This window comes from Nitrospinota bacterium, assembly GCA_035528715.1.
Lineage (GTDB): Bacteria > JADFOP01 > JADFOP01 > DATKYB01 > DATKYB01 > DATKYB01.
The window spans coordinates 1-6285 of sequence record DATKYB010000046.1 but is presented as its reverse complement, the minus strand read 5'-3'; the positions used below and the strand labels follow the sequence as shown (position 1 = coordinate 6285).

The following is a 6285-nucleotide window of genomic DNA, read 5'->3' as shown; positions in this document are numbered from 1 at the left end:
GCTGAAATGGTGAAATTATTGGAGAATACCTTTAGGGCAGTGAATATTGCCTTAGTTAATGAAGTTGTTCTTATGTGCGATCGTCTGAAGATCAATGTTTGGGAGGTTATCGAAGCTGCTGCTACAAAACCCTTTGGATTTATGCCTTTTTACCCTGGTCCAGGATTAGGAGGGCACTGCATACCCATAGACCCACATTATCTTTCATGGAAACTAAAAACCCTTAATTACAAGGCAAGATTTATAGAATTGGCTAGCGAAATCAATACAAATATGCCCTTCTATGTTATTGATAAGATCCAGGACGTACTTAATAACCAAAAAAAGAGTATTAATGGTGCAAGGATAATCGTATTGGGAGTAACCTATAAAAAGGATATAAATGATATCAGGGAATCACCAGCCCTCGATATTATTAATATATTACTGGAGAAAGGAGCTCGTGTCTCTTTTAACGATCCATATATTCAAAAGCTAGATGATTATAATGACAGAATAGAGTTTGTAGAGCTCAATACTAAAAAATTAAAAGATTCTGATTGTTTGGTTATCGTAACAGATCATAGCATTTACGATTATAGTTGGATTGTAAAACATTCAAATTTAGTCGTAGATACCCGTAATGCTACTAAAAATGTAAATAATCATAGAGATAAAATAGTAACCCTTTAAATTTAGTGAATAGTGAATGGAAGAGAAATTTTTAGTTACAGGTGGTGCAGGCTTCATAGGTTCTCATATTGTTGAAGCATTAGCTAAGAAAGGAAAGAGAGTAAAAATACTGGATAACTTTAGTACGGGAAAGATGGAAAATATAGATGATATTTTAAAAAAATATAACAATAAAAACTCCCTGGAAATAATTAAAGGAGACTTAAGAGATAGAAAAACAGTAGATAATAGTGTTAAGGATGTTGATTATATATTTCATTTGGGTGCATTGACTTCTGTATTTCGTTCAGTCGAAGATACTATCACTACTTCAGAAGTAAATATTATAGGAACACTAAACATTTTAAATGCTGCAAAGAGCAGTGGTGTTAAAAGGGTTATATACGCCAGCTCTTCCTCAACTTATGGTGATTCACCAAAGCTTCCCAAAAACGAGGCAATGGAGACTAATCCCTTATCGCCGTATGCTGTTTCAAAATTAGCTGGTGAGGATTATTGTAAGGTTTTTAAATATCTCTATGGTTTAGAGACCGTGATTTTAAGATATTTCAATGTCTTTGGACCTCGGCAGGATCCAGATTCTCAATATGCAGCAGTCATACCAAAATTTATAAAGATGGTATTAAATAACAATAAACCTACTGTATATGGTGATGGTGAACAGACAAGAGATTTTACATATATAGACAATGTGGTGAATGCAAACCTTCAGGCTTTGAAAAAAAATGGAATTCTTGGAGAGGTTTTTAATATAGCATGTGGAGAAAAGATAACCATTAATGAATTAGTCAAGGAAATTGGAGATATTCTGAATAGAGATGTTAATCCAATCTATAGTGAACCGAGAAAAGGGGATGTTAGGGATTCTATAGCGGACATATCAAAGGCTAAGAATTTATTAGGATATAAGCCAAAGATAGGATTCAGAAAAGGATTAGAAAATACCGTCAGATTTTTTTCTAAAAAGAATTAAGGAGGTATTGAGATGAATATCTGCGTGATTGGGGTTGGATATGTAGGATTGGTAACTGGTGCAGTATTTGCCGATCTAGGTAATGAGGTTATCTGTGTTGATAGTATAAAAGAAAAGATAGAAATGTTAAAAAAGGGAATGATGCCTATTTATGAACCTGGCCTTGAGGAAATGGTAACTCGTAATATGGAAGATAAGAGATTATCATTCACTACAAATTTAGAAGACGGGGTTAAAAAATCAGAGGTCATATTTATCTGCGTCAACACTCCTCCAAAGGATAATGGAGAAACAGATCTTTCTTATGTGGAATCCGTAGCAAAGGGGATTGCAAGATATATAGATAAATATAAGGTTATTGTTAATAAAAGTACGGTTCCTGTTGGAACAGGTGATTTTGTAAATGATATCATTAAAGTAAATATGAAAAGAGATGTAGACTTTGATGTTGTATCTAATCCAGAATTTTTAAGAGAAGGGTCGGCCATTAAAGATACTCTTGAGCCTGAAAGAATAGTGATAGGAGCCCCCAGTAAGGATGTAGCTATGAAACTATTAGAACTCTATGCTCCTCTTGAAAGACCTATGTTAATAACAGATGTTTATAGTGCAGAGATGATAAAATATGCCTCTAATGCCTTCTTAGCTACAAAGATTTCTTTTATTAATGCTATTGCTAATATCTGCGAAAAGGCTGGAGCAAATGTCATGGATGTTGCTAAAGGAATGGGATATGATGCAAGGATTGGATCAGAATTTTTAAATGCGGGTCTGGGTTTTGGTGGTTCATGTTTTCCAAAAGACTCAGAATCTTTAGTCCATACCGCTTCTAAATTAGGATATGAGTTCGATCTGTTAAAGAAAGTTATTGAAATAAATAAGAGCAGAGCAGCATACTTGGTAGATTTGATAAAATCAAAGATGAAGAATGTCAGGGGTAAGACAATAGGCATTTTAGGATTATCTTTTAAGCCTGATACTGATGATATTAGAGATGCAAAATCTATTGAAATTATTAAACTTCTTTTAAAAGAAGAGGCGCATATAAAGACCTATGATCCTGCCGCAATAGAAAATACTAAAAAGATCTTGCCAGAAATAGAATATTGTGAGAGTTCATACGAGGTTGCAGAGAATGCTGATGCTCTCGTTATTGTTACAGAATGGAGGGAATTTAAACAGCTTAACCTAGAAAAGATAAAAAAGGTTATGAAGAAACCGGTAATATTTGACGGAAGAAATATATACGACCCAGAGAAAAAGAAAAGATTAGGGTTTGAATATTATAGCATTGGCAGGCCTAACCGTGGAAAAACAAAAAAAGCCTAAAAAAAGGGTGTTAATTACAGGAGGTGCAGGGTTTATTGGTTCTCATCTCTGCGATTACCTTTTATCAAAAGGAAATGAGGTTATCTGTATGGATAACCTTTCTACAGGTAATATATCCAATATTAATCATATTAGAGATGAAAGATTTCTATTTATAAAGCACGATGTAACGAACTATATATTTATTGAAGGAAAAATCGATTTTATTTTACATTTTGCCTCTCCAGCAAGTCCCATAGATTATCTCAAACTTCCTATCCAGACATTAAAGGTTGGTTCTCTCGGTACCCATAAGGCCCTTGGTCTTGCAAAAGAAAAGAATGCAACTTTTCTTTTGGCTTCCACTTCGGAGGTCTATGGGGATCCTTTAGTACATCCTCAAAGTGAAGATTATTGGGGAAATGTAAATCAATTGGGTCCGAGAGGGGTCTATGATGAAGCAAAACGCTTTGCAGAAGCCCTTACTATGGCATATCATCGCTACCATGGTATTAAGACAAAAATAGTGAGAATTTTTAATACCTATGGGCCTAGAATGCGAATCGATGACGGGAGGGCCATACCAACCTTTCTCCATCAGGCATTGAAGAGAGAAGATCTCACTGTATTCGGAGATGGTTCTCAAACAAGGAGTTTTTGTTATATATCTGATTTAATAGAAGGAATATATCGATTTATAATATCAGATGCAACTGGGGCCATCAATTTAGGTAATCCTACAGAAATGACAATATTAGAATTAGCCAAAAATATTATAAAGATTACAGGAAGTAAAAGCAAGATAGTAAAGAGACCTTTGCCAGAAGATGATCCTAAAATAAGAAGACCTGATATAACTAAAGCAAAAGAACTGCTGGGGTGGGAGCCAAAAATAGAATTTAATCAAGGGATGAAAGAGACTTTACAGTATTTTGAAGAGAAAATTTAATAATAAAAATAGATAACTAAGAGGTTGATAAGAGCTGAAAGATAATTGGGATAAATGAATCTGCTCATGTTATAATAAATAAAAAAAGATTTATTAATTTTCAGATAAAAAATAGTGGAGGTTCAAAAGATAAGGCAATGAGCAAAGCGAAAGAGGCTCTTAAAGAGGCTCTTATAGAGAGCTCTGAGATTACAATTAAGATTGCTGATACTCTCTGCAGCAAGATAGAAAAAATAATCGAATTGATTGTTGATGCAATAAGAAAAAAGAAAAAGATATTAATTATGGGGAATGGAGGAAGTGCGGCAGACGCCCAGCATCTTGTAGCTGAATTAGTTGGAAGATTTAAATTAGAAAGAAAGGCCATTCCAGCCATTGCCCTTACCACGAATACTTCTACCCTGACTGCTATTGGAAATGATTACAGTTTTGATAAAATATTTGGGAGACAGATAGAAGCTTTAGCAGAAGAAGGGGATATAGTTTTGGGGCTCAGCACCAGCGGTCTATCAGAAAACCTGATTTATGCCTTTAAGATTGCTAAAGATTTAGGTGCAACTACAATAGGATTTTTAGGAAAAGATGGTGGAAAAGTAAAAGATATAGTAGATATTTCTATTCTTATTCCATCAAATAATACTCCAAGAATTCAAGAGGCTCATATAACAATAGGTCATATAATCTGTGAAGAGATAGAAAAAAGGCTTAATAAGTAGAGGTAAATAAATTGAGTGATTCTTTTGATAGCATATTAAATAATATTGAGAAACTGAAGATACTTGTTATAGGTGATATTATATATGATGAATTTATATGGGGTGATGTAGAAAGGATATCTCCAGAGGCTCCAGTACAGGTTTTGGAATGGAGGTCAGATAATGATGCCTTAGGGGGAGCTGCAAATGTTGCTAACAATCTGGCCAGTTTGGGATGCAGTGTCTATATGGTGGGTGCTGTAGGAAATGACAGAAAAGGAGAAAGAATTAAAGAATTATTAAAGGAAAAAGGAATTAATTATGATGGCGTAATAATGGATACAGGGAGGCCTACTACTAATAAAACAAGAATTATTGCCCATAGCCAGCAGATTCTAAGAATCGATAAAGAAAATAAAAACCTGTTAACAGAAGATATAGAAAAAAAGATATGCGATTATCTGAAAGAGACAATAGATGATGTTGATGGTATTATCTGTTCTGATTATTTAAAGGGGGTTTTGACAAAAAACGTTCTTAGTTTTTTGGTAAAAGAGGCTAAAAGAAGGGGCAAGATAGTTGTTGCTGATCCAAAAGGTGATGATTATTCCAAATATAAAGAAATAAATGTTTTGACTCCCAATAAGTCAGAGCTGGAAAAGGCCTCAAATATCAAGATAACAAATAATAGCAATCTTGAGAGAGCTGCCAGATTAATTTCCGAAAGGTATAAAAATGATGCCATCTTAGTGACAAGAGGGAGAGAAGGAATGTCTCTTTTTGAAAAAGAAGGGGGGATATTTCATATACCCACTGAAGCCAGGGATGTGTATGATGTTACAGGAGCAGGGGATACGGCTATTGGTCTTTTTGGATTAGCCCTTTTTTCTGGTGCCTCTAGATTAGAGGCATCAAGATTTGCCAATATCGGAGCTGGAATTGTTGTTGGTAAGGTTGGTACTTCTATAGTAAAGAGGGAAGAGATAGAACATTTTTTAAAAGAGAATACTTTTTTAACAGGGAGAAAGATTTTAGAGTTGAAAGAATTAAAATATATTTTGAGCTCTGAAAAGACAAAAAGAAAGAAGATAGTTTTTACCAATGGATGTTTTGATATTCTCCATATGGGACATATAAAATATCTTGAAAAGGCAAAAGAATATGGGGATTTATTAGTTCTTGGTTTAAATGATGATGATTCTGTAAGGGAATTAAAAGGCCCTAGGAGGCCTTTAATAGCTCAAGATGAAAGAGCTAATATTTTAGCTGCTTTGCACTCAGTTGATTATATAATCCTCTTCTCTGATCTTACGCCCGAGAATCTTATAAGGGAATTAAGGCCTGATATCTTGGTAAAGGGTGGAGATTACAAAGTTGACGAGGTGGTTGGAAAGAACATCGTCGAGGGTTATGGAGGGAAAGTTGAAATAGTCCCCTTTATTAAAGGGTACTCGACATCTGGGATTGTGAAGAGAATTATTGATAAGTACAGTTGATGTTGAAAGAATAATCTCGTGTACAGTCCTATTTTATTCCAATTTAATAAAATAGAAAAAATTTAAGAGGAGATTGAGCTTGATACCAAGATACTCCAGACCAGAGATGAGTAAAATATGGGAAAGAAGAAATAAATATGAAAAATGGCTATTGATAGAAATCCTGGCGTGTGAAGCCATGGCTAATAATAG

The 6285-nt window shown here is 34.4% G+C and carries 6 protein-coding genes; all 6 read left to right on the top strand.

Annotated features, from left to right (window positions below; translation table 11 throughout):
* Window positions 1-672: nucleotide sugar dehydrogenase (locus VMW81_03370; protein ID HUU49985.1), on the top strand; the 672-nt coding region annotated here is incomplete at its 5' end.
* Between the two features lie 16 nt (window positions 673-688).
* Window positions 689-1645, top strand: a complete 957-nt coding sequence (locus VMW81_03365) for an SDR family oxidoreductase (protein ID HUU49984.1) — start codon at window positions 689-691, stop codon at window positions 1643-1645.
* Window positions 1646-1657: 12 nt separating this feature from the next.
* A complete protein-coding gene (locus tag VMW81_03360; GenBank protein ID HUU49983.1) occupies window positions 1658-2974 on the top strand; it encodes a UDP-glucose/GDP-mannose dehydrogenase family protein in 1317 nt (438 codons plus the stop codon).
* Window positions 2928-3902: a UDP-glucuronic acid decarboxylase family protein gene (locus VMW81_03355; GenBank protein ID HUU49982.1), complete on the top strand. Its 975-nt coding sequence runs from the start codon at window positions 2928-2930 to the stop codon at window positions 3900-3902. Before VMW81_03360 ends, VMW81_03355 begins: the two co-directional genes overlap by 47 nt.
* A gap of 137 nt (window positions 3903-4039) precedes the next feature.
* Entirely contained in the window at window positions 4040-4618 is a 579-nt protein-coding gene (locus VMW81_03350) for a D-sedoheptulose 7-phosphate isomerase (GenBank protein HUU49981.1), read from the top strand.
* Between the two features lie 11 nt (window positions 4619-4629).
* Window positions 4630-6093 carry a D-glycero-beta-D-manno-heptose-7-phosphate kinase gene (rfaE1, locus tag VMW81_03345; protein HUU49980.1) on the top strand — a complete coding sequence of 488 codons (1464 nt, stop codon included), beginning with the start codon at window positions 4630-4632 and terminating at the stop codon, window positions 6091-6093.
* Window positions 6094-6285: the final 192 nt, after the last annotated feature.

Coding starts and splice junctions, on each gene's coding strand:
- VMW81_03365 (HUU49984.1), top strand. CDS start 689: ATGGAAGAGAAATTTTTAGTTACAGGTGGTGCAGGCTTCATAGGTTCT.
- VMW81_03360 (HUU49983.1), top strand. CDS start 1,658: ATGAATATCTGCGTGATTGGGGTTGGATATGTAGGATTGGTAACTGGT.
- VMW81_03350 (HUU49981.1), top strand. CDS start 4,040: ATGAGCAAAGCGAAAGAGGCTCTTAAAGAGGCTCTTATAGAGAGCTCT.